The following is a 25,421-nucleotide window of genomic DNA, read 5'->3' on the forward strand; positions in this document are numbered from 1 at the left end:
ATCAGTGCACGCGCATCAGGACCGACCAGGTGACGGGACCGATGACCCCGTCGACCTCGACCTTCCCCCACTTCTGGACAGCGCGGACAGCCGTGTCCATCCTCGCGTCGAATGCCCCCGCCACCCCTCCGATCTCCGGGTGGCTCCGCGCGAGCAGCAGACCACGCGCGGTCTGGACGTGCTCGTTAGTCGCCTTCGCGCCCTTGGCGAGCATGGGCAGCTTGTTCACGATGGCCTCCATCCAGTCCGTGGCGGACGAGCCGCCGGAGTAGTTCGGTCGGCCGTATCCGGCGATGACGTCGGAGCCTCGGACGCGCCGCTTGCAGGCGTTGGAGGTGTTGGCCTCGATGGTCTGCACCCGCCCGCCGCCGAGCACCTTCTCGATGACGCCGACGTGGTCGATCGCGCCGACCTTGTTGGTCTCGCCCCAGTCGAAGAAGACGATGTCGCCGGGCTTGGCGGCGTTGACCTCGGCCGTGGTGCCGACGTGCCAACTGTTGATCTTCTGGAAGTCCTGGGCGTGCCACACCGTGTAGGCGCGGTCGCCGCCCGGCAGCACCGCGCCGGCGTTGTCGCTGTGCCGGGCCCAGTAGGTGACGCCCATGTCGCACCACGCCTCATCAAGGAAGGCGTTTCCGTGCCGGGATGCGTAGTCCCGGGTGATGGCGTTCGGTCGGCCCGACATGTTCAGCGACTTGCGGGCGGCGGCGAGCATCCCCGCGGCGGAACCCATCTCAGGCCCCCTCTCCGCGATAGACCCCGTCAGCGTCGGGCGACCCGAACAGTTCGCGGAGCACCCGCTCCTCGTCGGCCTCCGTCGGCTGGTCGACGCCAGGCGCCTGGTCGACGTCGCCCATATGCTCAACCTCGTTCATCTGTCCTCGCATCCAAGGTCTGTGCGGAGCTGGCGAACCTGCTGCTGCAGGACCACGCCCCGCGCGGTCGTCGCCGGAGCCTCGGGCGAGTCCAGCGACTTCAGCAGCGAGCACCACCGCCGGTCACTCTGCTCCTGCAGGTGACGGGTGTAGGCGACGTTCACGACGACGACGCCAACGAACAGGGCAGGCACCAGAACCGCGACCAGGACCGCGTATGCCCGCTTCACCGGCCGCTCACCCGCCACCATTCGACGGCGAGTGCGAGGGCGAGGGCTCCGAGGGTGAGGGAGGCAATGCTGATGCGGTACCAGACTGCGCGAGCCACACCGTCGCCAGCGCGCCCGGCACCACCATCAGGACCGCGAAGAACCCGAGTCTCCCTAGGTCCGCCTTCCCGGACATCTCCTCGTGAATGACGCCCCACACTCCGACTGCGAGACACACCAGGTCTCGCACGACCGTCATCCAGGCTGGTCCACGCCACACCCGATCACCCCTCGTCCCCATCGTTGATGCAGGTCATGCGACGCTGAGCGTCCAGTCGTCGGCGGCGGATTTGCTGATGATCCCGCTCGACTGGTGTTGCAGGAGTTTGTTGCCGCCGGCGGGTGCGATCGGCGCGAGCACCTTGACGCCGCTGACGCCGGTGGCGGCGTAGATCGCAGGGGTGCCGGACGGTGTGACGACGGTCTGTGCGGACCCGCCGGCGAACTGGCAGCCGCTGAACAGCACCTCCGACGCCGAGCCGCGCAGATAGACCTGGCCCTTGTCCTGCGGGCTGCGGCCCGTACTCGCCGGGGCGACGCAGTTGTTGAAGAACCACAGGTCACGGAACACGTAGCCTCGGCCGCCGGTGATCAGTATTGCGGCGCCCTGGCACGCGGTCGTCAGCGTCCGGCCGGTGGAGTCGAGCAGCGTCCCGGAGAACACCAGGCCGCCGTACGAGCCGTCGATTCGGATGCCGGTCGCGCGTTCCGGCGTGACGTACAGGGGCCCGAACTGGCTGCGCGACATGTGGGTGAACCACACGTAGAACTTCGACGCGGCGAGTTGGGTGCTCGAGAGGTAGCCGCCGTTCTGCCAGTAGTAGTTGTCGCTGCCGGCGAGCTTGAACTGGTTGTCGAAGCCGTTGTTCACGTAGGTGCGGTCGATGCGGACGCGCAGGTGACGGGCATGCATGACGGTGGCGAACCCGACCCACGCCAGGTCGACGAACGTGGCGTCCTGCATGATCGGGCCGGAGTCGAGGTTCGTCGTCGGCTCCTGGAAGTGCACGCTCCCGGACGCGGCACGGAACTGGATCCCGGCCACGTACATGTTCTTCACCCCGCCGGACGGCACCGAGAACAGGGCGGTGCCGCCGACCGTGACCACGCACTGCGGGCCGGTCACGCTGAACTCGCGCTCCGTCGTGCCGAGGCTGCCGATGATCCGCATGCCGTTGTAGTACGGATAGGGCCCGCCGCTGAAGGTGTGCGTGCGAGAGGACAGGACGATCGCGGGCGGTCTGGTCTGTGCCGCGGCGTAGGCCATCGCTGCCGTGAGCTTCTGGTCGTCGGTCCCGCTGAACGCGTCAAGGGGCACGCCGTAGGTCGCCTCGTGGACGCGGGTGCGGTCGCGGACGTCGCCCAGGTTGGACTCCAGGGGCGCCGCCCACCCGGTCGCGCCCTGCGCTGGCATCGGCGCGGCCAGGTCGTAGGGGAATCCAGGCATGGGCTACTCCTCGATGATCCAGGTGCCGCCGACCATGCGGCGGGAAGTGAACGGCCGCCAGACGCCGGCGGACATGATGCGGGACTGGCCGGGCTCCGCAACGACCAGCGCGGACCGCTGCGCGAGCGTGGCCGAACCGTGCTGGTCGTCGCCGACGATCTGCCCGTCGGCCGCCAGCTCCGAGGGCTGGGGCAGGGTTGCTGCGCCGTCGTGGCTGGCCATGCCGTCTGCGGCGAGGGCGCTGCCCTGGGCGAGGGTGGCGCTTCCGGTGATCGGTGCCGCGATCGTGAACAGCACACTGAGCGCGGACGACCCGGCCGGCGTCGCGTTCGCGGTGCGCGCGCCGGCCGAGCCCGACGCCGTCAGCGTCTCGGCCGCCAGGGTGTGCGTGGTGGACGACCCCGGCGACACCGACCAGCTTCCGACGGTGCTCATGGAGCCGGGTGGGCTGACCGTGTTCGGCGAGCTCGCAATGTAGGACCACCATGCGCCGAGCAGTAGGCAGTCGGACCGCGCCGCGGTGACGGCCGTCGCGCCGAGCGCCGCCGTCCACGTCCCGGCGGCGTCCCACGGGGCCGCCAGGTCCGCACCGGTCACCCTGAGGACCAAGCCTCCGAGACGCCCCGACCCGGCGCCGGTCGCTGCCCACGTGTACGAGGTGGCCGGCTCAGCCGCGGCTGACGGGATCGCCTTGTACCAGACGCCGCCGGTCCGGCCTGTGTTAAAGGTCGTGCCCGACGTCCAGCCAGACGGGACGGTCGACCATGTGCCGGAACCGTTGGCATGGTTCAGGACCGCGACGAGCAGGTCCCCGTCAACCACATTCGCCGGCTTGTTGACCGTGACGGTCGCGCCGGTCGTGGCCGTCTGCGTGGTGACGTTGCCCGCGCCGGTCTGTGCGACGGGCGTCATCAGGCCGTCGGGAAGCTGACGATGATCGATCCGTCGGCGAAGTTCATCGCGGCGCCGCTGCTCGTCGTCCGGGGCGTGTCCAGCGCACCCCACCACAGCCGGACCGGCGTCCCGGCCGAGTCCCAGATCTCGATCCCCGCGACCGTCACGGCGGGCACCCCGCTGAAGGTCAGCGCGCCCGACGATGCGGCCTGGCCGCCGGACGCCGCGGCGAACGCGATCGTCTGCGGCGCATACGAGCCGCCGGTTACCTCAGTCCCGGCTGCGGTCGCCGAGCCGTTGGCGGTCATCAGGCGGCACTTTAGTGGGCTCGTGGGGGTGTAGGACCCGACGAGGTTGACGTGGTCGAGCAGCTCGTTCGCGGCGGCGGCGTTCAGCGCGCCCATGGGACCTCCAGGTCGAAATGAGAGTCACTGCCCGTAGGGGCTGGTGCCGTAGGGGCTGAGGCCATATCCGCCGGTAGAGGGCGGCGGAGGCGGGGTGACAGGCGTGCGGCCGACGGCCTGCCACAGACCGGAGATCAGCCGGTACACGATCACGGCGTGGGCCACCAGGCGTCACCGTCGAGGGCGTACGCACCACCGTAGGACGGCGCGGGCGCCGGCCCCATCCACACCGCCGGGCGGCCCAAGTCCGGGGCTGAGGCCGAGCGTGCTGGCCATGAGCCGCCGACTTTGACGACGTACTGCAGCCCGGGCGCGGGAGCGTCGGTCAGATCCGTGTACGAGCCCGACGTCGCGACCGCGGCGAGCGCAGGTGTCTCGGTCAGGTCCGTGTAGGAGCCCGATGTCGCTACGGGGGCGAGCGCGGCCACGGTGCCCTGGATCGCGGAGATCGCCGAGGTGTTCGCGGCGAGGCCAGCGCCGAGATCAACGGGGGTGATCGCGCGCCGGGTTCCGCCGGCGTCGGCGTACAGGAGCGTGACGCCCTCGGGGCCGAAGAACTGCGGGATCGCACCGGTGGCGTCGGTGGTGACCGATCCGATCGCCGCGCTGGTCAGGTCCAGCAGGTCGGTGTACTGCGATCCTTCTGATGGCGCCGACCAGAACGTCACCACTGTGGAGGGCACCAACAGCGTGGCGTAGCCGGTGATGTCTCCGACGGTGACCTCGTCGCCGGGCGCGACGACGTAGTCAGCGACCGACCCGAACCGGGATCTGGCCACACTCCACCTCCTGGTGCAGTTGCGGGTAGCTGGTCACGCGACCATGAACGTGGTGGACAGCTGCAGGGCGCCGCCCACCGCGATGGTCTGCGGATGGGAGAGGAGGCTGACGGTGCCGTCGGGCTTGATGCGGACCTGGCCGGGCGCCGGGTACAGCCAGCCGGAGTAGTGCCAGTCGGCGGGTGGCCGGTAGCCGGCCGGGATGGCGGCGACGGGGCTGTCGGAGTCTGACGCGGGGTGGGGTGTGACGGCGCGGTTCACGGCGCCGCGGAACGTCACCACGTTGTTGATCTTCCGGACCATCAGCGGGTTGGATGCCTGCCCCACCCAGTTACCGACGGCTGAGCATGCGACCCAGGACGAGTCGTCGACGGCGGTGACCCACGCGGACCCGTTGGCGTACACGAGCCGGCCGGTGTCGCGCTCGATACCGACGCGGCGGACACCCGCTGGCGGGCGGTCCGTCGACGAGAACGACATCGTCTGCCCCTCGGCGAAGATGCGCTCATCGACGAGCCCCGACAATGCACCGCTGCTCGCGCTCATCCAGCGGGCGACCGGGATATCGAACAGGCCGCTGTCGGTCTGCGTCAATGCCGGCGGCTGCGGGCTGCCCGCCGGGGTGCCCGGCACCACCACCGCCTTGATCCAGTCCTGCGCGGTGGACGCCTCGCGGTCCAAGCGCAGCACCAGCCGATCGATGCGGTTCTGGCCGGACGCCACCGGGATCGCTGTAGCCGTCGACGACGTGCCCTCCACGTGGAATCCGCGGATCTGGGCGGCGCCCGTCCCCAGCACCGCGGTACGGCCACCGGAGTTCAACGATGGAACGAGCTCGTTGCCGACGCCGGCGACGACGCCCGACGCGGACATGCCGCGGAACAGCGCCTCCCATTCCGTCATCGTCTCGAGCTGGGAATGGGCGGTCGGGAATGCGGCGTTGAGCGCCACCGGTCACCTCCTACACGCTGCCGCGCAGCGCACGCTCAAGCTGCCGCAAACGCGCGGACAGCTTGGAGTTGATGGTCTGGTCGGCGGCGTCATCGGTGGTGGTGCCGATGGTGGGAGTGACGGTCTCGGTGTAGGTGTCGCCCGTCGCGTCGGCGACGAGTTGGACCTTGGAGACGATGTCGCTGTAGGTCACCCCGTCGCGGATGTCGAGGGTGACGATGTCGCCGACCCTGTATCCCTGAACGTCGTCGGCGTCGTCACCGAACCGCAGCCGCGGCAGATCAGTGACGGTCACCGCGATGTTGACCTTGCCTGCCCCGGCCGCTATCGCCTGGTTCGCGGCGGTCGTGACGTCGGCCGCGGTATCGGTGGAGGACTGGTCGACGAACTGCTCGACGCGCCGCCACGCGCTGGAGGCTCCGGAGCCGTTCGTCTGTGTGAACGTCGCGCCGGTCACCTTGCTCTGGACCAGGATCGCGTTCCCCGACGGCGCTGCGACGGTCAGACCGGCCTCGGGCAGGTTCCCGAGCGTCGCGCTGAACACCGCGGACTCGCTGAGATCACGTGGCTCGAAGCAGTCGAAGACGAGCTCGCCGTCGCCGAGGGTGATCCGCACGCCCATCGGCGCCTGCTCGTCCACAGCCCGCACCATGTCCATCAAGGACTGAGAGATGGTGGCGGTTTCGGTGCCGGTCGTGGCGTCAGGGGCCGGGTGCACGACCTTGTAGGTCGCGGACCCTCCCCTCTCCTGGTCGGTCGCGACGGTGAGGAGCGGCACCCGTCGGGCGGTGTCGCCTGCGGTCACGAGGTTCGCGGCGACGATGGTCTTGATAACGGTCTCGGCCGGGTTCGGGCCATACGTGGTGGACCCCGCGGTCTGGGCAGTCCACGCGGACCCGGGTGTCCGGTAGGCGATCCGGTTCGCCAGCAGCGACAGAAAGTCCGCGCCGGTCAGGGTGAGGCTCTCCACGATCCGGCCGTCGGTCAGCGACCGTTTGAAGCCCCAGTCCTCGATCAGCAGTGGGACCTCGTAGACGCCGTCCCAGCCCAGCACCAGCCCGAACGGCGTCAGGTTCCCGTCGCCGTCGAGGGAGATGAGTTCCCAGTTGCGGTCGATGGCGGGCAAGTCCACGACCACAGCGCCAACCTCGTCATAGGACAGGGTCACGTCGATCTTGTCGAAGGTGATCGGCCGGCCACGCTTCAGCGTGGACAGGTCGAGCGCTTCGAGGAGGACCGCCATCTCAGGCCCGCAGCCAGCGCCGGTAGTACAGCATCGAGATGCTGGACCCGGTGTCCGAACCTGCGAGCGCCAGGTTCAGCAGGTTCGCTCCCGGCACCAGTTGCCACAGGTCACGCGGGTTGGTTTTGACCAGGTCACCCCACCGGTCCGCGCCGGTGCCGTCGACCGCGGACTGCCGGGCCGGGCGGGTGTCGATCGTGATGACCTCGTCGGCGCCAAGGGTGACGGCCAGCGAGAACTCACGGCCCGTCGTCACATTCGTGAAGGTCGGTGTGCCGGGCCCGTGGACCTCCCAGATCGGGTACGCCTCGCCGTTGCCGGCGTTGGTGACGGTGGTCTCCCCCAGCGTCGTCGGCGGCGCGAGGATCACCGGCGGCATCGGCGGGACGCCGCCGCTCGAGGGCGGCGCCGCGAATACCAGCGGACCGACCGGGTCGACGTCCTGGAACATTGGGTCAAGGCCTGACTCGAACGTCAGCGCGTAGGCGGTGTCCCGTTGGTAGGCGTCCCGGGTGGAGTCGGTATCGGTCTGCTCGGCGCCTGAAGTGCAGTACACCTCGATCTGGCGGGATGTCCCGCTCGGCCGCGCGATCATGATCCGGCCCGGGGCTGGAAGCCCGGCGCGCTCTGTCCACAGCGCGTAGGCGAGCCGGTCCACGAGGTCGAGCAGACCGGCCTGGGAGACGTCGTCGTAGACGTGGAGGCCGACGACGATACTGCGTTTCGCGGCGCTGTAGGACTGGGCGAGGGACCCGCCCCCCGACAGCGCCGTGTCGCTGAGCGATGCCGGCGCCGACCCGATACCGGTGACGGACGTGACCCGGCAGTTCGACGCGGGATCCGACCAGCCCCATGCCTGCCCGTCCGGGTCGATGTAGGTGACCGACAGCGCCTGCCGGTCCCGAGCCGGGTCAAAGGGGGGCGTGACCGGCGGACCTCCGGGGCCCGGGGCGGTGACGGTGGTGGTTACGAGCGGCATCGGCTACCTCCGTCGCCCAGTGCGGTCTTTCTGGGCTGCGAGTACGGACTCGGCCTGCATCGCGGTCCGGAACTGCGCCTCGTATGCGGCCTTGGTGAGACCGTCGAAGTGGCCGTGGTAGTGGGTGCCTCCGTCGCCGCCGACGGTGCCGCCGGCGACCTTGTCCCACTGCGCGTCGGTGAGGACGGGCTCGGGTGATCCGGTGCCGTTGTAGACCATGCTGACGCCGGTGGGCAGGTAGCCGCCGTTGTCGAATGTCGCGGAGTTCGGCCAACGCCAGTTCCCGCTCGTGCGCTTGACCTCCTGCACGTAGCTGCCGGTGTAGGGGGCTTGGATGATGTATCCGGGACGGTCCGAGCCGAGCATCACGTGCACGCTCGGGCCGCTCGGGAAAGCGAGCGCGCCGGGCCGCGGGCCCGGGATCGGATGGGAGTTGGCCCACTGGGGATTCGTGACTCCGCCGATGGACTTGTGGGCGCCCTTCCACCATGCGTATTCGGTGAGCCCGCTGCAGTCGAAACCGAAGGTGTTCGCGCCGCGGCCGATGCCGTAGGACGGGCCGCCCTTCCCGCCGCCGCCCCACGAGTAGGGGCGCCCGATCTGGGAGCGGGCCGCGCGGACAACACCGATCGCGCCGCCGCCACCGAGCTTCTTCTCGAAGCCCTTGAACGCGCCGAGGACTCTCTCGACGATCGCGTGCGGGATCGCTGCGGCCAGCCGCCCGAACGGGGTACCGCCGAGGCTTTGGTCCGCCATCGACAGCAGCGGCCCGAACGCGGACTTGGCCGTCTTCATCAGGCCGCCGGCGAAGAACCCCTTAGCGGCCTTGGCGAACCCGCCGACGATGCCGCCGAGGGAGTACGCACCGGCCCATGGCACACCGCCCGGGTCACCGGCGCCCGCGAGCCACTTCATGACGGCGGTCGGTCCTCCGACTCGCGCCTGATGGTTCGCCGTGGCGATGAAGTCCGACCCGACCGCGCGCGTGAACTCGGGTCGCATGATCGCCTCGCCGCCGGACACGGCAGCGAGCCCGATGTCGCGGCCCGGGGTGTAGCCGGGGAAGATGCCGCCGCGGGCGAACCCGTGGATCTCGTCCATCGTCTTGGTGCCGGGGACGAGCTTGGCGACCGAGTTCCATAGCCGGACGATGCCCTTGTTGAAGACGGTGTTGACGACGAAAGCGACCGGTTTCTTAGCGACGTCCTTGAGCTTGTCCCACTGCCGGCCGATGGCCTTGACCGCGCCGTCGAACGCGTTGCCCAGCGACCCGACCGCGGACTTCAGCTTGTCGATCGTGGGCTTCAGGAGGGTGTTGTAGACGCTGCGGACGTGGTCGCCAATCCATCCCCATACCGGCTTGATCACCGAGTTCCACAGCCACTGCATGGCTGGAGCGAGGTAGGTGCGGATCGCGTTGCGGAACGCGGTGATCACTGGCTTGATCAGCGTGTTGTAGACGCTGCGGATGACCGCGCCGATCCCTCGGAACACCGGGCCGATGACGCTCTGCCAGAGCCATTTCGCGATCGCCCCGAGCGCCTTGAAAGCGAGGATGAACGGGGCGATCAGCACCACCGCGACGAACGTGAACAGCCACTGCGCAATCTTCGCGATCGCCGTGAACGCCGGCTTGATCGCGTTGGTCCACAGCCACATCGCTACGGTGCCGAGCCAACGGATCGCCACGCCGATCGCGGCGATAATCGGCATCAGCATCGAGGCGACCCAGGTCACCACGGTGACCATGAGCCGCAGGACCGGCAGGACGAGGCTCATGATCGTGGTCCAGTACAGGACCATGGCCTGGATCAGGATCCGGACGATCGGCACGAGGGCCTGCACGATCACCGCAGCGAGCTGGATGATGACCGGCACCAGCGGCAAGATCGCGGCGAACCATTGGCCCCATAGCGGCACCAGGGGAAGCAGCGCCGGCAGGAGCCCGGCGATCGCCGTGACCATCTGCAGGAGCGCGGGCGCCGACTGCTGCAGTGCCGCGATGAGCTGCCCGGCGATCTGCTGCGCGAGCAGCGCGATCGCGCCGACGATCGGCGTCAACACCGGCATCAGCCCGGCCACCAGCGACGCGATGAACTGGCCGAGGAGCGGAAGCACCGGGGCGAGCGCGAAGAGGATCTTGGCGATGGCGTCGACGAGGAGGCTGACGACGGGGACCAGCAACTGGATCGCCGGCTGCAGCCCGGACAGGAGCGCAGAGATGACTGGGGCGAGCCCTGCGATGATCTGCCCGAGGACCGGCACCAGTGCGAGCAGGATCGGCTTCAATCCGGTGATCAGCTGTACCAGCAACGGGGCGAGCGCCTGGACGAGCTGGGCAACGACCGGGCCGAGTACGGCGATGACCGCGCCGAGCGCTGGGCCGAGAGTGGCGAACACCGACTGGATCGCGGGTGCGACGGCCTTCAGTACTCCGGCCAGGGTGGCGGCGAGGGTGCGGATGAACCCCAGCACGGGCGCCATGGCCGGTGCGAGCGCCGCGAACAGGGACCCGACCAGCGACCCGATCGCTGAGAACGTGTCGATCAGCAACGGCACCGACGTGGTGAACTGGTCGACGAACCGCTGGAACGCCGGGTTGTTGGCCAGCCCGGTCGTGAACGCGGCGAACTTCGCGGCGACGGCGGACAGGACCTGCAGGAACGCCATGCCGATCGGCATGAACCCCTGCGCGATCCCCGCGAACGCCTTCAGCAGGTTCCCTGCCAGGGTGCCGAGCGCAACGATCGCGGGCCCGGCCGACTGGCCCATGAAGGTGGAGAACTGGGTCCAGAACGGCGACTTGGCTGCGGCGGAAGCCCGGTCGAGGAGTTCAGAGACGCCGGCGGCGGCGCCCTTCACCAGCGGCGTGAAGGACGGCAGCAGTCCCTTGAGGAGCGAGATGCCCTTGATCAGCACCGGGATCACGTCGGGCTGCAGGCTCTTAGCCCAGTCGTTGAACGCGCCGGTCAGGCCCTTCCATGCGGTCGCGAGCTGCTGCTCGAGTGCCGTGAGCTGCACCATCGGGCCAGCCATCGCCGAGGCACCCGACGCGGCCTGCATGCTCGCCTGCGCCAGCGCACGCCGCGCCGAGGCGACCTGCTCGGCGGACTGCTGGTCGACGCGGGCGACGTTCGCGCGCGCTGCCGCCAGTGCACGCTCAGACTCGCTGATCTTCGCGTTGGCGTCGGCGAGGCGTTCCCGGGCCGAGCGGACCTGGTCCGAGCCCTCCACGCCGGCCTTCTTCGCGGCCTTCTCGTCCTGGACGAGGCGGCGGAGCGCGAGCTGCTGCTCCTTGAGCTGCTGCTTGGCCTGGTCGACAGCGAGCTGCTGCCGGGCGATCTGCCCCTGCGTCGCCTTCGGGTCCGCCCGCAGTTTCGCCAGCGCCGCCTCGGCGTCCTGGACCCCGAACACCGCGTCGCGTTCCGCCAGCCGCGCGGATGCGACCTGGTTAGAGATGTCCTGCAGCTGGCGGCGCGCCTCACCGCGGGCGCGGTTCAGCTCAAGCTGCGCGGACCGTGCGGCCTGCTGCGCCTGCGTCAGGTCCATCTCCGCGGTCCGGACCTGCTCCAGCGCCTGCTTGTGGGTGTAGGCGGCGTTGCGGATCGCGGACGCGAGCTGCTGCTGCGCGGCGGCCTGCGCGAACGCGCGCTGCTGCGCCTGACCGGCGGCGCCCGCGGCGGCCTGCGACGCCTGCGCCTGCTGCTGAGTCGCCTGCCGAATTCGGGTGATCGCGGGGATCGCGACCGCTCCCAGGCCGGCGAATCCGGCGCCGGCGGCGGCGAGCGGCCCGACCAGGCCGATCACCCCGGCGCCGATCCCCGCGATCGCAGGCAGCGAAGTGACGCCGAGGCCGATCAGCGCGGCCTTCAGGCTGAAGATCGACGCCAGCGCGGCGCCGATGTCGACGTCGATGTTGACGCCGTGGCGGCGCTGCAACGCCCGGATCTGCGCCTGCAACGCCGCGATCTGCGTCATCGCCTCGGCGACCTGGGTGTTGATGTTGACGTTGATGCGGCGGCCGTCGAGGCGGTTGAGGAGCTGCGCCAACGCGCGCAGCTCCGCGATCGACCCGCCGACGTCAACGTTGACCTGCACGTTGACGGTGCGGCCGTCGATCTCACCCAGCAGCGTCTTCAAGCGTTCCAGCCGGGTCAGCGCCTGCCCCATGTTGACGCTGATCCGGACCGGCTTGACGGCCTTCTCGATGCCCTCCTGGATCCGCCGGCCGGCCTCGCGTCCGATGCGGGTGGCCTCGGGGAGGATCTCCGCCCGCACCTTGCCCGCGAAGTCCCGCACGGACGGGACGACTTCGATCGAGACGGACCCGACACTGATGGAGGCCAACCGACGCCCCCTCTCGTCGGCTACGCCGCAGGCGGCGGAAGGGCGGGGGTGTTGCCGTTCATGTGCTCGAACAGGAACTCAGCGACATGCGGCGGCAGCGCCTTACGCCGCTTGGTGGTGACACCTGGCCGCGGCGTCGGCTCGGGCTCCTTGGGTTTCTTCTCGCCCTTGGCCAGCCTCGACACCGCCGCTTCCCACCGGGTGAAGCGCGTCTCGTCGAGGAGCATCGCGATCAGCAGCTCAAGCTGAGACCACTGCCCGTCGGCGGGGTCGGCGTCAGAGTCGGCTACCTGCTCAGGACGGTTGACGCGAAGAAGCGTCATCGTCGCCGACTCAGGCGGCAGGAACCGGATCAGGTTCCGCAGCCGCCGCCACGTCAGCGCGGTCCGGCCACCGCCGGGCCGCCACAGGTCACGCAGATCGGTGGAGTAGTACCGTTGGAGGTCGGCCTCTACCTGCGCCGACGCTTCTTCGAGGAGCGCGGTGAGGCCTTCGATTCCCCCGTCTTGATCCCGTAGTGCTTCTGCGCGCCCTCGACGATCTGGCCGAGTTTGCGGTTGGAGACGGTCAGTTCGCAGAACCGTTCGTAGTCCTCGTCGCCGAGGAGCTCGTGGATGAACGCGCGCAGCCCGCCCGGGGAGTCGGTGTCGGCGGTCGCCTGCCAGTCCGCGTCGTCCGGGGAGATCGCGGAGAACACCTCGCCGCCGACGCGGAAGGTGAACGTGACACTGGTGGCCTCGTCCTCAATCGCGTCGAGGTCGAGGTGGACGACGGGTTCGCCGTCCTCGGTGATGATTCGGGGTGCAGCGGTCATCAGGAGCCGCCACCTCCGATGCCGGAAAGGTCGACCTTGTAGGTGTGGTACAGCAGGTTCCCGGCCGCGTCGGGGTACACCGACACGGTCACCTCGTAGCCGGTGACCTCGTCGCCCTTGTAGGCGACGTCGCCGCGCTCGGACACCTCGGCCTCCGGCGCGAACATCCTCAGCATGCTCTCGCCGTCGTACACGTCGAAGATCCACGCGCGGCGGTCCGGAGTCGGCGACGCCGACTCCGCGAACGTGGAGATGCCGTCCTCGTCGGGCTCCAGGTCCAGGATGGGGATCCGGTACATCAGGCTCTTGACGATGGGCCGGCCGGTCTCCCACAGCGTCATCTGGAACGTCCGCACCGACCCGGTGACGACCTTCCGGAACGGGGACGTCTGCCCCCACGCCTTGAACTCCTCGGAGTCCTCGTCGATCGCGTACGTCAGGCCGTCCTCGGAGATCATCCCCGCGGGCATCCACGGCGCCGTCAGCGCCGAGAACCCAGCCGGTGCGGACGGCGTCGCCGCCCCGAGGTCGACGGTCCAGGCGCCGCCGTTGATGCCGACCATCGCCAGATCGTCGGACCGCTCAATCGTGGGCATCAGTGGCCCCTCCCATGACAAAGGCCCCGCGCACGGCGGGGCCTGGGTTTGCGGAAATTGGTCAGGTCAGGTGTGCGCGGCGAGCTGGTAGCTCGCCAGGTACCGGCACAGGTTCGGGTTTGGATCGGGCAGCCAGTGCGGGCCTGTGACCGCCGCCGCGGCGGTGACGACGCCGGTAGCGCGGCGGGGGCCGGGCAGGTCGGTCAGGGTCAGGTTTAGGACCTGCTGCGCGAGCGCCGAACACGTGGCCCGCTGGCTCTTGAGCGTCCAGACGCTGACGTCGACCTGCGGGCGGTCCAGCCGGTACGCGGTCGGGCTCGGGACCCGGGCGACCTGGATGACGGGCACCTCGGTCTCCAGCGAGGCGGGGAGTTCGGTGACCGCCCGCTTGCCCGTCTTGAGCTTGTAGTAGGCGACCAGCAGCACCTCGATGTCGGGGTAGCCCACCGGTCAGTCCCCGGCTGCCCGCAGTGCCCGCCGCAGCGTGTGATGCGCCGGCACTTTCGAGGTCCCGAACTCCACGTACACCGCATGGGGCGCCGTGTTCGTGACGCGGCCGTAGGCGCGGTCACGGCGGACGCCGCCCCGAGCCCCGGACGTCACCTTGAAACTCGACTTGTACTCGCCGCTGTCGATCGGTGCGGTCGCCGCCGCCAGCGCCGCGACCTTCTCGGCGCGGCTTCGCATCGCGGCCTGCATCTGCGGGGACCGGATCATCTTCCCGATCCCGCTGAAGGAGGCCCGGAACCGGGTGCCGCCGCTCCTTCTAGCCACTGTCGCCTCCCGCCTGGACACCGAGGCCGGCGATCCCGCCGATGACGGTGAACGACACCGTCGGAAACGAGCGGCGGAGCTGCGCGGTGAACTCCTGCAGCTCCTCGGGCGGCGCGTCCTCGGTCAACGCGATGAGGACCCGGTCGCCCGGGCGAAGCACCACCATCGGCGGTGAAGTGCCGGCCATCAGTTCAGCCACAGCCGTCCCCCTCTCATCCGGTGGTCCGGGTCAGCGACACCTGAACGCCGGCGCGCGTCCCGGTGAGCGAGGAGCGCCACTCCCCTGGATCGCCGTCCACGTCGTAGAGGACCCCGCGCACTCGCGCGCGGTCATGCGGGCGAACATCAGTCCCGTAAGGGGCGAGGACGTTCAGGCCCTCAGTGACCTGCAGGCGGGCCTGCACGTCCTCCGATGAGCTGCGCGGCCACACCGCGCAGCCCGCAACGACGACCTCCACGTCGGCACCGGGGACGTCGTTGCCGTAGTCGTCCTGAGCCGGTGGGCCAGGCCGCAGGAACGTGACGGTCTCCCCGAACGGATACGGCGGCGGCACGGGTCACCAGCCCTGTTCCAGATCGATCCACACGCCGCGGGGATCGTCGTCGGGATCCCAGTCGCGCGGCCACGTGACGTCGGGGTCCGCGTCTGCGGGGGTCGGGTCGATCGTGAAAGCGCCGCCGCGGCCAGCGAGACGCTGCAGCGTGCGCCGCTCGTCCCGCGTCATGTACAGGCCCGCCTGCGGGCGCTGCACACTGACCGGGCCGACCGTCTCGTACGCGATCCCCTGCGGGTTCGCATAAGCCCGGCCAGCGACCGCGAGGACCACCGCGGACGCAGCGTCGGGTAGCGGCTTCACGATCGACTCGGCGAGCAGGATCGCCTGCCCGATCATCAGCTCGGCGCGTGTCTCGTCGATGGTGTCGAGGCCCAGGTAGACGCGGAGCTTGTCTGCGTCCACGGTGACCGGCACGGCGATCACCCCTTCGCGGCGAGATCCTCGATCGCCTGGCACCACGCGGCGAGATCCGCCGCGGGGTCCAGGGCCTTGGAGCGGGCGAGAGCACGCTCGGACGCCGCCGCCCACTGCGCCGGCTCCATCAGAGACGCCACCGCGGACTGCCACGCGTCGGGGTCGGCTCGCTCGGCGAAGATCGCCGCCTCCCCCAGGCACTCGGCCAGGCCCGTCGTGGGTGCGGCGACCACCGGGATCCCCGACGCCATCGCCTCCGCCGCGACTCGGCCCCACGACTCACTCGCCGACGGGACCAGCAGCACCCGGGTTCGGGCGTACACCAGGTCACGCATCTGCTCACCCGGCAGATGGTCGATGACCTCCACGTTCGGGAGGCCGCCACGCCGCAGGATCTGCTGCCCGTAGGCGCCCTTGACGCCGAGGAACCGCAGGTGCGGGAGCCGTTCGGCCAGTTCCCAGAACAGGTGCCCGCCCTTGTCTGCGTTGAGGTTGACCAGGGTGACGTGCTCGCCTGGTGTGGTGCGGTAGTCGTCGGCGAACACCGGTGGCCGCACCACGAGGTCGTAGGCCGGCCGCAGGCTGGTGGTGTACTCGCAGAAGTAGCCCTCCGCCTCGGCCTGCATGTGCAGGCTGTTGTACACCGCCAGTGCCGTGGACCCGCGCCCCACATTCCGGAAGATCACCGGGGCGGTGTTGTGGCACAGCGCCACGAACGGGCGCCCCATGCCCCGCGCGAGCGCACCCGCAGCAGGCACGTTCTCAAGGTGCGACACGATCACGTCGGAGGCCTTGGCGGCGGCGGCGAAGTCCAGGCGCGCCGCGTACGGCACCACCTGAACACCGTCGACGTCGTAGGCGTCCCGGTCCGGGGAGTACCGCGACAGCCACACCGACACCTCGTGGCCGCGCGCCACCAGGGCCCGCAGCATCGAGTGCGCCATCCACTCCGACCCTGCGTTGTGCCGGGGCGGGTAGGCGTGGAATCGCGCCACAATCCGCAGCGGCGCCGCAGCCCGGCCGAGGTCCCGGAAATGCGAAACCGCCGGCGCTGGACTGGTGTCCTGCTCAGCGGTCGGTTCCGTGGTCTTCGGCCGGGCCTTCCGTGCCCGGGTCTTGCGGGGTGCCGAGCCGCCCAGCGGCTCGGTCACGAACCGACGCCCGCGGCCGTGTAGGTCACGAACGCGTCCGCGTCGCCCTGAACGTACCCGTAGTACGCCTCCGCGAGCAGCAGCACCAGGTTCTCCTGGAACGCCGAGTGGACGCCGCCCTCCTCGTCCACGTACGTGGCCTCCTTGGAGATCCGCACGGTGATGTCCATCCCGACACCGAACGCGGCCTGCGACCAGTCGCCGCCGACGGCACGCAGTCCCGAGTCGGTCGAGGCCGACTGGCGGCGCTGCTTGCCCGACACCGCGCGGCTGTAGGCCAGCGGCTCACCCATCAGGGTCCCGGCCAGCGCCATGTCCATGCCCGGCGTCGCCGTGTCGACGAAGATCGGGCGGCCGTTGGCGTCGACGGCCAGCATCAGCTTGGGCTTGAGACGGTTGTCGGCGACGGTACCGGTGTAGTCCCAGTCGTCGTCGATGACCAGGGCCATGCCGTCGACCAGGTCCTTCCACAGGCCGCCCTGCTCCGTGGTGGCCGTGTCGAGTTCGAGGCTGTTGGTGGTCTGCGTCAGGTATTCCGGGAACGGGCCTGCGGCGCCCTTCATGCTCTTGCCGTGGATCGCCGCGGCGTCGAACGCCCGCGCGAACGCGGTCGGCAGGTCCTTCTGCAGCTGCGTCCACAGGCCGCCCGCGTTGGTCATCGCGACCTCCTCGGAGACCGGGACCAGCACCGCGACCTTCTTCGGCGACATTTGCTTGACGTCGATGCCACCGGACGACAGCGGCTTACGGGCGCCCTGCCCCACCCAGTCCGCGGTCGGGACGTCCAGCGGGATCGGGATGCTGGTGTTGGCGTCGATCGACAGCGGCGCCCGGCGCGCGAGCGCCATCACCGCCGACTGCTCCACCGACTTTTCGAAGATCGGGCCCGCGAGCGTGCGGGGCAGCAGGTTCTCGTTGACATCGGACAGGAGGATCGGCTCGGTAGCCGGCATGTTCCCTCAGCTTTCAGCGGCCCTTGAGGAGCCTGGTCTGCACAAAGCCGGCGAACTCCGCCGCCGGGTCTTTGGTTCGGGGTTGGTTGGCGCCCGACGCCTGCGTCCTGTCGGGGGCCGGGCGTCGCCGCTCGGCCTCCGGCTTGGGCTTGCCGAGATGCGGCTTGCGTTCGAGGAGCGCGGCGAGGTCGGCCTTGATCTGCTCGGTGTCGATGTCGCCGTCCTCGCCGATGTAGGCGCCCAGGTCGAGATGCGCCTCGGGGTCGGTCTTGTCGGCGAACTCCTCGGCCAGCGACCGGACCTCGCTCTTCACCGCACGCGCGCGGACCTTGGCGATCTCCTGCTCGCGTTCGGCGAGCTTCCCCTGAAGGCGTTCGGCGTCGGACTTCTGCGCGTCCTCAAGCTCCTTGGCCTTCGCCGCGAGCGGCTCCAGCTCCTTCAGGCGCCTGCGGAGACTCGCTGCCTCCTGGTTCGCCTTGTGGATCTTGTCCTGGGCGCGCTTGGCGTCGAACGGCTCGGCGGGCTGACCCTCCTGGGGAGCGCCACCGTTGTCCTCGGTGCTGTCGCCGGCGTCCTCAGCGGATCCGCCTGTGACCTGCTTGGTCTCGGTCGTCGCCTCGGCCACGGTCGTGTCGGTCTGCTCGGTCTCGGCAGGCTCATCGGGCATGATCGGGTAACCCTCCGGGGGTTGGGATGGGGCAAGCTCCCGCTCCAGGCGGGAAGAACTAGGCCGGTAGCGGCGCCACCAGCGGTCGATGACGTCACCGGTGAAAGCAGGGCGGCCGGCCTCAGCGGCGCGGCGGCGGGCGTCCTCTGCCGGGGTGGCGACAACGACGACGTCGGTCGCGCCGAGCGCCTCGGCCAGCCGGTCACGCTGCTGCGGATCGGCGGCGGTGCGCACCACCCACGCGGTACCGGTGTGCATCCGCGTAACCAGCGCCTCGCGGGCGCTACGTACCCGGCGGGCCCGCTCGAGCACCTCCGGTGGATGCTCATGGGCGCCGGGTGATCCGAGCTCCTGCGCGATCACATCAAGGTCGACGACCGTGTCCTCGGGCGACGCGGACTCCCGGACGAGAGTGGTCTTGCCTGCCGCCGGCGGGCCGCACACCAGCACGACCCTGCGGGTCATTGGCTGGCCCGCACGATCCGGTACCAGTTCCCGAGCACGTCACCGCGCAACGCGCGGGCCTGCCGGTACTGCTGCTCCCACTCGGCGATCTGCGGCTGCGGCTGCCACTCCTCGCCCTCGAAGTAGGGGGCGATCTGGCAGCGGCAGTGGTCGTGGTATTTGAACTCGCTCGCGCCCGTGAACTTGGCGTTGGCGTTCCGGCCGGCGGTCTGCTCGTCCTTGTAGACGACGCCGCGGATCGCCGTCATCCGGCAGAACGCGCACGCGTTCGGCGCGGCGATCCGCGCGCACCCGATCGCCTTGCGGTCCTCGGCGGCGGCGTCGACGACCGCGCCCCGCCCGACACCGGTCACCAGGCGGCTCGCGACCCCGTCGACCTTCGACCGGGCCTTCTGCAGGCGCTGCGCTGCCGGGCTCAGATCCGCCGGGTCCTCATCGGGTTCCGGCTCGTCGGTGGGTTCCTCGGCCAGGTCGGCGAGGTCCTCGTCGTCCATGGCCGCAAGGTCCGCGGCGGCTTCCTCTTCGATCATCTGCCGCAGCAGCCGGTCGAAGTCGTCGTCGGGCTCGAGGACGTGGTCGTCCCACAGGTTCTTCGTCGCCCACCGCAGCGACGCCTCCACCTGCTCGCGTTCGGGGAGCCGCAGCATCGGCGACGGGCCAGCACCGCGGACCCCAGCGGCGTCGCGCTCGGCATCGTAGAAGTCGAGGCCGAGCCCGCCGGACGCCTCCCCATAGCGGGTGACGACCGACAGCACCGAGGTGATCCACCGCGGCAGCGTCTGCCCCAGCTTGCGGGCGTCGAGCGCCGACCAAGTCCGACCCAGATCCTGCAGCATCAGCGCGATCAGGCCCTGCTGGACGGCCTGCTGCTCACGCGACTGACTGAGTGTCGCCATCATCCACCACCGGCCGGGCCGCACGGCCGGCGCGTTCACCGATGCGGGCCAGCGTCGCCCGCGCCTGCGACCGCTGCCGGTCCGAGCGAATCCGCTGCCGCTGCGCCTCACTGAGACCGACCATCTCCAGCGCGACCTCAGAGTCGGCGGGGATGATCCCCGCGGAGACGAGCTTGACGGCGGCGTCGGTCTGCGCCGCCATCGTCGGAGTCGCCGGGTTCCGCCACACCGTCTCAATACGCCGCGCCCGGTCGGGGATCTCGCCCGTCTTGATGAGCAGCCCCAGCTTCAGGACCTGAGCCCACGGCGTACTAAGCATCGTCTGCTTGCGTTCGGCGCGCTTCACCAGCTGCGCCTCCGTCGACCGGATCGCGTCCGCGGACGCCGGGTTGTCGGTGGTGTAGCCCAGGTAGTGCGGCGGCAGCCCCAGTTGGGTCGCCATGATCCGCGCATACAGGTCGATGATCCGCGTGTACGCGGACGGGTCGTACGCGGTGAACTGCCCGACCTGCGGGATCTCCCCGTCCTCGTCCCGCTCGAGCGCCAGGACCCGACCGATGTAGGTCTCCCACGCGCTCTTGGCGTTCCCTTCGGCGTCCTGGAACGCCGACTCGCTCGCGCCCAAGATGTAGCGCTGCGGGGCGCCGTAGAACTCGCGGGCGACCTCCATGCCCAGCAGCGTCCGGCACGCAGCGTCCGTGACGCCCATGACCGCCGACGTGATCTCTGAACGCCCGACCCGGTCGGCGGTCCGCTGCCGGTTCGACAGTCGCACCACCGGCACCACACCCAGGTCGTGGAGGTCCCGGTCGATGACCTCCCACGACCCGTGATCGCCCTGCACCACGTGAACCGTCTGGTCCGGCAAGTACAGCACCGCGGCCTGCTCACCGTCCAGACGGTACATCCGCAGCCCCGCCGTGACCGCACGCGCGCGAGCGTCGTAGAACACCGTCATGTCCATCGGCGACTCGACGGAGATCAGCGGCGGGCAGTCGTCGGTCCCGCAGTCCCCCGACCCGACCGCGACATACGACCGGCCGTAGACCAGCGTGTCCAGGTGCGCAAGCTGCGACTCGGCGATCAGCTCGTTCGGCTCCCACAGCTCAGCGAGCTCACCCGACGCTTCAGGGTCGTCCGCGTACCGCCACGTCTCAATGTCGAGGCGCTGCTCGAGCGCGTCCACCCCGATCTGCGGCCACCCGATCACCGTGTGGAGACCCTGCAGCTGCGGCGGAATGCTGATCTTCAGATCGCGGACGACCTGCTCACCGTTGTAGTAGCAGTCCCGCAACTCCAGCGCGTATCGGCGCGACACCAGCTCCGACCGCAGCGCGTCGATCAGGAGGACCTCGTCGTCAGACAGGTCCAGCAGCGGAAGCTCCGGGATCGTCGCGGTCACGACATCACCACCGCCCGTCCCGTGCTCGTCCTGCGGCCAACGCCCTTAGCGAGCGCATCGATGCGGGCCTGCCACGCGAGCGACGCCGCGATCGCAGCGTCGATCTTCCGCCGGGAGTCGGGATGTTCCTTCGAGATCGTCAACCCTGCGCGCGACGTACGCCGGTGCGCGTTCAGGACGTGCCGCGTCAACGCGAACGACCCGTCGTGGGTGAGGGACCCGTTGACCACAGATGCGTGGAACTGGGCCAGTGCCCGCACCACCAGATGGCTGCGGTTCATCCACCACTCGATCGGATGCTGCGTCGACGCCTTCACCCGCAGACGCCGGCCGTAGGCGGCTTCCCAGTTCGCGATGAACGACCGCCAGTCCGCGGCCGGGTCCGCGTAGAACCCCACCACCCGGTACTTGGAGAACGCCGACCGCACCGCTGCCTCGACCTCGGAAGTCGGCACCCACCAATCCCTGCCGGCCAGCCCGTCGGGCTGCTCCCACACCCCCACTTCGAAGAGGTGCCCGTCCGAGACGCGGCATCCGATCAACGCGGTCGCGTCGGTGATGCCGCGGTTGCGGTGCTTGGAACCGTCGAACCCGAGCGTGATCCGCTCCCTGTCGGCCACTACCACCGCGGGGTCCGCGCACGCAGCCCACTCGGGCTGCGACAACCACGAGTCCGTCGCGTGAGTGATCTGGTTCAGGAAGTCCGCGCGGGCCGTCTGAGGGTCGATGTCCGGGTCCCACATGTCCGCGACGATCCGCTCAAGGTCGACCCAGCCGCCGTTGACATCGGCGGAGTCTCCGTACACGGATGCGAGGCCGGACATGAGCGACTCCCGGTCAGCCATATCGGTTTCCGGAGGCGCCTCACGGTGGTCGTACAGCAGCCCGTCGTCACGGGCCTTGCCCTCGAGGATGTCCTTGAAGTACCGGGCGGACGACTCAGCCACCGAGTCCATACCGGGGATGAACGCGTTCGGAGACTCGATCGTCGAGCCGCCCAGCTTCGCCGCGTTGATCCGCATCACCTCGGCGAGGCGCACCCCGCCGTTGCTGCGCGTCCACTCCTCCGTCTGATCCAGGATCGCGAAGACGGGCTTGTTGCCCTTCACCGACGAGGGAGACGACGTGATCGGCTCCATCTTCCCCCGCGGCAGGTTCACAAAGCTGTCCAGCGGCTCCAGCCCGGCATAGGCGTCCAGCACCGGGCCGGTCAGCATCTCCAGCAGCGGAGCCCACGAGTTCTTCGTCTGCTGCTCCGACACGGCCGCGACCTGCACGAGTGGTGTCCGCACCTCCGACCACGGCTTCCCGACCGGCTGCCCATCGGCGTCCCACCCGTCGAACACGACCGGGCTGAGTGCCTCCGCGCACGCGATCGCCGCCAGGAACGGTGACTTGCCCCAGCCTCGAGGCCGGGAGATCACACCGCGGCGCTTCTTCCGGCGACCCGACACCGGGTCCAGTTCGTAGAACCGTAGGACGAACCCGGCCTGCTCACCGGTCAGGAGATACGGCTCATAGTCGGCGCGGTCCGGCGCCGCCAGCATCTCCTCGATCCAGTCGATGACCGCATGCCCCAGCGTCGGGACCTCGCCCGGCTCACTCGGCCGCCACGGCATGTGCGGCTACTCGCCCGACGCGGCCGGGCTCGGCAGCGCCTTCAGCACCCCGTGCCGCTCACGGGCCCCCGTTGCTGGCCGAGCGCCGCGCTTCTCGTCCTTCTCGTCCGCGTCGGCGAACACCATCCGCAGACGGGCACGGTCCTCCGGCGTTGCACCGTACTTCGCGACCCGAAGACGGACCTCGGCCGCCAGCGTCCACTGCCCCTTCGACCACATCGCGTGGTGCATGAGCGCCGTGTCCATCAGGAACGACCAGTCGGTCTCAGTGAACGTGTCCGCCTGCGCGGACCGGCGCCACATCGCCCACCACTCCTGCGTGCGGGGATGCCAGTCCACGTCATCGGGCAGGTCGGGTGGATCAGCGCGCTCGAACCGCAGCACCGTCTGCGGTACCGGGTCACGGTTACCGCGGGCGCGGCGGTCAGGGTCCTTGGGGCGAGGCCCACGTCCAGCCACAGAGAGTCACCGCCCTCCGAGAGAGTCATGATCATCTGAGCCCCAGACCCGTCGGAAGGGGGAGCAGCAATACGTGGCCGATTCTCCAGACCGTGATCACGGGGATACGTCCCCTATGTCCGTATCACTCAGCGTGATGGTGATCTTGGGTTGATGATCATGAACCCAGCGGATGACCACACGCGACCGTGATCACGGAGCCGAGCCGACACGAAGGCGATCAAGCAGTGGTGATCACAAGCCGAAGCTGATCACGTTGTCGCTGCGATCGCGTGATCGCTCCAAGCACCAGACGATCACGGTCGCTGGTCGGAGGCTGTCCATGCCCAGCGCCGAGGGGCCGGCCGTACGGGCGGGCAGGGAGAGGCGGTCAGTCGTCTTGCTTGTCGAAGCCAGTTGAGCGGATGATCTCCGATGCTGCAGTGACCAGAGCGAGCTGGTCAAGCCAGCTTGTGCCCTCGCTGTGGGACAGGACCACTCCGACGTCGCCGTCACCGTCGATGACCTTGGCGATGACGACCGCGTTGGCGACCAGGTCACCGTCGTCGAGGCCGAGGGTCAGGCCCAAGCCCTGCAGCACTGCGTCGGCCGGCTGCTCTGGCATGTGTCGGTGACTCCCGTCGATCACGTCGTCGACGTTGGTCAGCGTCGCTTGCCGACGTTGGATCGGCTTCCCGTGTAGGAACCGGTGTTGCGCTTGTGGAGGAGCTGGCAGTAGCCCTTCGCCCGCGGGCCGAGGTACTTCGACAGGGCCCGGTTGCAGCGGGTCCAGTCGCCCGGTGAGCCCCAGCGGATCTTCGAGCCGCCCTTGCCGCCGCTGCTCCAGTAGCGGCGGAGAGTCTCGGCGTTGCCTCGTGGGCCTCGTCTGGTTGCCATGCCCGTTCACCTCCGCAGACCGGGATGTGGTTCGGGTGGACGTGCCCGCTTGGGGCGCTTGGCCTGAGCTGCCCGTCCGCCCTCCGAGGAAGACTTGATCTGGTGGCAGTTCTGCGGGGTGCCCTTGCCGTGGATGGGGCGTCTGTTCGCCAGGCTGTGGTCGTCGCCGGGGTTGACGTGGTCGACCTCGTTGGCGCCGGGCAGGCCGCACACGTGGCAGATGTCGCCGTACACCTCGAACGTCTCGGGGACCATCTCGGATGTCCAGTTCGGGGGGAGGCGTTTGGCGCGGTTAGAGCCGGCCCACTGGCCGTTCGGCATCGCGGTCCTCCTCTGCGCGGGGTTTACCCGCCGGTGAGCGAGGTTGACTCCTCGCAGGTCACAGCCTCGGCGATCAGCGCGCGCATCGCGGCCTGATCACCCTCCGCCTGGAGGTAGCGGTGAATGAGCGCGTACCCAGCCTTGTAGGCCGGGCCGGACTTCACCGGCGACTCGTGGTGGAGGGCGTAGACGCGGCCGTCGTGGCGTACCGGCTCGCCGAGGAGAGTGCGGTGGGCGCACAACCAGGCCGCGTCCTCAGGTGACCAGCTGCGGAACCGCTCGTCTTGGCCACCGTGGGTCCACCAGGTGGACGGCTTGACGACGTAGATTCCGGAGCATGCGCCGTCCACGGTCAGGTGGTCGCAGTCTTCGAGTGGGACGCCGGCGAGGTGCTGGTCAGTGCCGCCGCGGCGGAGGCTGCGGTACTCGGTGTACGGGAGGTGCACGAAGCGGGACACGCGGGCCTGCTCGATCGCCTCGAGTAGCGGGCGCTGTTCGGGAAGAGTGTCGGCGTCGGCGAGGACCACGACGTCGTAGCCGCCGGCCTCGGCCATCCAGACTGCCTTGTTGCGGCAGGCGGCGAGGCAGAACGGTTCGTGGTCGGTGTCGACGTCCACGATGTCGGCGTCAGGGAGCAGAGCCCGGTATCGCTGGACCGTGAGGTCGTGGGCGTAGATGCGGTGCGGCTGAGAGCGCCACGGTATGCCGACGAGGACGCGCATCAGTCGCCGCCGGTCATGCTGCCGCGGATGATGGCGCAGAGAAGCTGCATCGCCTGCTGCTCGGTGAACCCGGCCGCGCCGTATGCCTCGTACAGCTCGTGGAGCTGGGCGGCGCCGGCGGCGAGTTCGGTGACCGGGTCGGCCGGCATGTCGTCGCCCATCACAGGTCGCCCTCAGCAGCGATGGTGACGCGGCGGGCGAACATCGTGACGGTCACCAGGAACGGTTCGTCGTTCCGTTCGCCGAACGTCATCTCATGGACCCTGATGCACTCCCCGTCGGGGATCAGGATCGGAGTTCCGTTGATGCGGACCTCGTTGGGCAGGATGACGCTGCCGCCGGGGGTGTCGTCGGTGGTCTGGTTCCGTTCGACGATCTCGATGACGGCAGCCGCCGCGTTCAGTGCGGCTGGGGACGGCTCCGGGGTGGTGCTGCTGGCACAGAGCGGCATGCTGGCGGGCCTTCCGGTGGAGTGGGTTGGGCCCGGCCTGCCGCTGCGGACCGCAATCCAAGAAGGGGGGCAGACCAAGTAAGCGCGAAAGGGGCA

Annotated in this window: 33 protein-coding genes; all 33 read right to left on the reverse strand. The window is 69.6% G+C overall.

Annotated features, from left to right (window positions below):
* Position 1: 1 nt before the first annotated feature.
* Complete coding sequence (locus OHA34_RS07690; protein WP_329521144.1) at positions 2-733, reverse strand: C40 family peptidase; 732 nt, start codon at positions 731-733, stop codon at positions 2-4.
* 1 nt (position 734) lies between these two features.
* Positions 735-875: a hypothetical protein gene (locus OHA34_RS07695; RefSeq protein ID WP_329521145.1), complete on the reverse strand. Its 141-nt coding sequence runs from the start codon at positions 873-875 to the stop codon at positions 735-737.
* Positions 872-1,126 (reverse strand): hypothetical protein, encoded by a 255-nt coding sequence (locus tag OHA34_RS07700; RefSeq protein ID WP_329521146.1) that lies wholly within the window; start codon positions 1,124-1,126, stop codon positions 872-874. Before OHA34_RS07700 ends, OHA34_RS07695 begins: the two co-directional genes overlap by 4 nt.
* Positions 1,127-1,397: 271 nt before the next feature.
* Positions 1,398-2,591, reverse strand: coding sequence for a hypothetical protein (locus OHA34_RS07705; protein WP_329521147.1), 1,194 nt, complete (start codon positions 2,589-2,591; stop codon positions 1,398-1,400).
* 3 nt (positions 2,592-2,594) lie between these two features.
* On the reverse strand, positions 2,595-3,503 hold the full coding sequence (locus OHA34_RS07710) for a hypothetical protein (RefSeq protein WP_329521148.1): 909 nt from the start codon (positions 3,501-3,503) through the stop codon (positions 2,595-2,597).
* A complete protein-coding gene (locus tag OHA34_RS07715) occupies positions 3,503-3,889 on the reverse strand; it encodes a phage tail fiber protein (RefSeq protein ID WP_329521149.1) in 387 nt (128 codons plus the stop codon). Before OHA34_RS07715 ends, OHA34_RS07710 begins: the two co-directional genes overlap by 1 nt.
* Before the next feature lie 24 nt (positions 3,890-3,913).
* Positions 3,914-4,054: a hypothetical protein gene (locus OHA34_RS07720; protein WP_329521150.1), complete on the reverse strand. Its 141-nt coding sequence runs from the start codon at positions 4,052-4,054 to the stop codon at positions 3,914-3,916.
* On the reverse strand, positions 4,039-4,668 hold the full coding sequence (locus tag OHA34_RS07725; protein WP_329521151.1) for a hypothetical protein: 630 nt from the start codon (positions 4,666-4,668) through the stop codon (positions 4,039-4,041). The genes OHA34_RS07720 and OHA34_RS07725 overlap by 16 nt, the downstream gene beginning before the upstream one ends.
* A 33-nt stretch (positions 4,669-4,701) precedes the next feature.
* Positions 4,702-5,619: a hypothetical protein gene (locus tag OHA34_RS07730; RefSeq protein ID WP_329521152.1), complete on the reverse strand. Its 918-nt coding sequence runs from the start codon at positions 5,617-5,619 to the stop codon at positions 4,702-4,704.
* A gap of 10 nt (positions 5,620-5,629) precedes the next feature.
* Positions 5,630-6,862 carry a Gp37-like protein gene (locus OHA34_RS07735; protein ID WP_329521153.1) on the reverse strand — a complete coding sequence of 411 codons (1,233 nt, stop codon included), beginning with the start codon at positions 6,860-6,862 and terminating at the stop codon, positions 5,630-5,632.
* A gap of 1 nt (position 6,863) precedes the next feature.
* Positions 6,864-7,841, reverse strand: coding sequence for a hypothetical protein (locus tag OHA34_RS07740; RefSeq protein WP_329521154.1), 978 nt, complete (start codon positions 7,839-7,841; stop codon positions 6,864-6,866).
* Positions 7,842-7,844: 3 nt separating this feature from the next.
* Entirely contained in the window at positions 7,845-12,188 is a 4,344-nt protein-coding gene (locus OHA34_RS07745; RefSeq protein WP_329521155.1) for a hypothetical protein, read from the reverse strand.
* A gap of 20 nt (positions 12,189-12,208) precedes the next feature.
* Entirely contained in the window at positions 12,209-12,511 is a 303-nt protein-coding gene (locus tag OHA34_RS07750; protein ID WP_329521156.1) for a hypothetical protein, read from the reverse strand.
* A gap of 128 nt (positions 12,512-12,639) precedes the next feature.
* Positions 12,640-13,002, reverse strand: coding sequence for a hypothetical protein (locus OHA34_RS07755; protein WP_329521157.1), 363 nt, complete (start codon positions 13,000-13,002; stop codon positions 12,640-12,642).
* Positions 13,002-13,598 (reverse strand): phage tail tube protein, encoded by a 597-nt coding sequence (locus tag OHA34_RS07760; protein ID WP_329521158.1) that lies wholly within the window; start codon positions 13,596-13,598, stop codon positions 13,002-13,004. Before OHA34_RS07760 ends, OHA34_RS07755 begins: the two co-directional genes overlap by 1 nt.
* A 66-nt stretch (positions 13,599-13,664) precedes the next feature.
* Positions 13,665-14,045 carry a hypothetical protein gene (locus OHA34_RS07765; protein WP_329521159.1) on the reverse strand — a complete coding sequence of 127 codons (381 nt, stop codon included), beginning with the start codon at positions 14,043-14,045 and terminating at the stop codon, positions 13,665-13,667.
* A 3-nt stretch (positions 14,046-14,048) separates the two neighbouring features.
* Positions 14,049-14,372, reverse strand: coding sequence for an HK97 gp10 family phage protein (locus OHA34_RS07770; RefSeq protein ID WP_329521160.1), 324 nt, complete (start codon positions 14,370-14,372; stop codon positions 14,049-14,051).
* Positions 14,365-14,571 (reverse strand): hypothetical protein, encoded by a 207-nt coding sequence (locus tag OHA34_RS07775; protein ID WP_329521162.1) that lies wholly within the window; start codon positions 14,569-14,571, stop codon positions 14,365-14,367. Before OHA34_RS07775 ends, OHA34_RS07770 begins: the two co-directional genes overlap by 8 nt.
* A 13-nt stretch (positions 14,572-14,584) precedes the next feature.
* On the reverse strand, positions 14,585-14,926 hold the full coding sequence (locus tag OHA34_RS07780; RefSeq protein WP_329521164.1) for a head-tail adaptor protein: 342 nt from the start codon (positions 14,924-14,926) through the stop codon (positions 14,585-14,587).
* A 3-nt stretch (positions 14,927-14,929) separates the two neighbouring features.
* Positions 14,930-15,352, reverse strand: a complete 423-nt coding sequence (locus tag OHA34_RS07785) for a hypothetical protein (RefSeq protein WP_329521166.1) — start codon at positions 15,350-15,352, stop codon at positions 14,930-14,932.
* Positions 15,349-16,287, reverse strand: a complete 939-nt coding sequence (locus tag OHA34_RS07790) for a glycosyltransferase family 4 protein (protein WP_329521167.1) — start codon at positions 16,285-16,287, stop codon at positions 15,349-15,351. The genes OHA34_RS07785 and OHA34_RS07790 overlap by 4 nt, the downstream gene beginning before the upstream one ends.
* Before the next feature lie 203 nt (positions 16,288-16,490).
* Positions 16,491-17,447 (reverse strand): phage major capsid protein, encoded by a 957-nt coding sequence (locus OHA34_RS07795; RefSeq protein ID WP_329521169.1) that lies wholly within the window; start codon positions 17,445-17,447, stop codon positions 16,491-16,493.
* A 13-nt stretch (positions 17,448-17,460) separates the two neighbouring features.
* On the reverse strand, positions 17,461-18,579 hold the full coding sequence (locus tag OHA34_RS07800; protein WP_329521170.1) for an AAA family ATPase: 1,119 nt from the start codon (positions 18,577-18,579) through the stop codon (positions 17,461-17,463).
* Positions 18,576-19,475 (reverse strand): VG15 protein, encoded by a 900-nt coding sequence (locus OHA34_RS07805; RefSeq protein WP_329521171.1) that lies wholly within the window; start codon positions 19,473-19,475, stop codon positions 18,576-18,578. Before OHA34_RS07805 ends, OHA34_RS07800 begins: the two co-directional genes overlap by 4 nt.
* Positions 19,450-20,877, reverse strand: a complete 1,428-nt coding sequence (locus OHA34_RS07810; protein WP_329521172.1) for a phage portal protein — start codon at positions 20,875-20,877, stop codon at positions 19,450-19,452. Before OHA34_RS07810 ends, OHA34_RS07805 begins: the two co-directional genes overlap by 26 nt.
* Positions 20,874-22,496 (reverse strand): terminase, encoded by a 1,623-nt coding sequence (locus tag OHA34_RS07815; protein WP_329521173.1) that lies wholly within the window; start codon positions 22,494-22,496, stop codon positions 20,874-20,876. The genes OHA34_RS07810 and OHA34_RS07815 overlap by 4 nt, the downstream gene beginning before the upstream one ends.
* Before the next feature lie 6 nt (positions 22,497-22,502).
* Positions 22,503-22,955: a phage terminase small subunit gene (locus OHA34_RS07820; RefSeq protein ID WP_443029624.1), complete on the reverse strand. Its 453-nt coding sequence runs from the start codon at positions 22,953-22,955 to the stop codon at positions 22,503-22,505.
* 370 nt (positions 22,956-23,325) lie between these two features.
* A complete protein-coding gene (locus tag OHA34_RS07825) occupies positions 23,326-23,559 on the reverse strand; it encodes a hypothetical protein (protein ID WP_329521175.1) in 234 nt (77 codons plus the stop codon).
* 38 nt (positions 23,560-23,597) lie between these two features.
* Positions 23,598-23,831, reverse strand: a complete 234-nt coding sequence (locus OHA34_RS07830) for a hypothetical protein (protein ID WP_329521176.1) — start codon at positions 23,829-23,831, stop codon at positions 23,598-23,600.
* Positions 23,832-23,837: 6 nt separating this feature from the next.
* Complete coding sequence (locus OHA34_RS07835; protein WP_329521177.1) at positions 23,838-24,152, reverse strand: hypothetical protein; 315 nt, start codon at positions 24,150-24,152, stop codon at positions 23,838-23,840.
* A gap of 23 nt (positions 24,153-24,175) precedes the next feature.
* Positions 24,176-24,874, reverse strand: coding sequence for a hypothetical protein (locus OHA34_RS07840; protein ID WP_329521178.1), 699 nt, complete (start codon positions 24,872-24,874; stop codon positions 24,176-24,178).
* Positions 24,874-25,035 carry a hypothetical protein gene (locus OHA34_RS07845; RefSeq protein WP_329521179.1) on the reverse strand — a complete coding sequence of 54 codons (162 nt, stop codon included), beginning with the start codon at positions 25,033-25,035 and terminating at the stop codon, positions 24,874-24,876. The genes OHA34_RS07840 and OHA34_RS07845 overlap by 1 nt, the downstream gene beginning before the upstream one ends.
* Positions 25,035-25,325: a hypothetical protein gene (locus OHA34_RS07850; RefSeq protein WP_329521180.1), complete on the reverse strand. Its 291-nt coding sequence runs from the start codon at positions 25,323-25,325 to the stop codon at positions 25,035-25,037. Before OHA34_RS07850 ends, OHA34_RS07845 begins: the two co-directional genes overlap by 1 nt.
* Positions 25,326-25,421: the final 96 nt, after the last annotated feature.

The organism is Spirillospora sp. NBC_01491 (assembly GCF_036227065.1).
Taxonomy (GTDB): Bacteria; Actinomycetota; Actinomycetes; order Streptosporangiales; family Streptosporangiaceae; genus Spirillospora; species Spirillospora xylanilytica.